The sequence below is a fragment of the Trebonia kvetii genome (assembly GCF_007827045.1).
Taxonomy (GTDB): Bacteria; Actinomycetota; Actinomycetes; order Streptosporangiales; family Streptosporangiaceae; genus Trebonia; species Trebonia kvetii.
Window position 1 is genome coordinate 1 of record NZ_RPFW01000056.1, and the last position, 414, is coordinate 414.

A 414-nucleotide genomic window follows, 5' to 3' on the forward strand; every position below is an offset into this window, starting at 1 on the left:
TGCGCGTCTGTTGGCTAAAGCGCAGGCGAAGTTCGGTGACGATACGAAGAAGATTAATCAGTCACTCTCGTCTAAACGCAAGAAGGCACCGGAAGGTTTTGTGGGGTGGTCGGAGAAGACCTTCGATCAGCTGGTCGCAGCAGAGCCTGAGCCGCTGACCTCTTCGTTCGATATCACCCACTCAATGCTTTTGAACCTGATGCAGCGCCCGCAGAATCCGGTGGTCGCAGCCTACCGCATTCTTCAGGAGCATCATGAGCCGATGCAGCGTCGTCGGGAGCTTTTGCGTAAAGCCGTTGGTATTTATAAGGAGCTGCTGACCGGCGGGGTTATTGAGCGTACAGATACCCCGGATGAGCATGGCTCATACCTGCGGCTTACCGAAGATTTACAGGATAACTTTGCTTTAAATCA

General features: G+C 53.1%; 1 protein-coding gene. It reads left to right on the plus strand.

Translation table 11 applies throughout. The features are described 5' to 3' along the window. Positions 1 to 414, plus strand: a 414-nt coding sequence (locus EAS64_RS42940; protein ID WP_145862460.1) for a DUF3516 domain-containing protein, incomplete at both ends; no start/stop codon positions are given.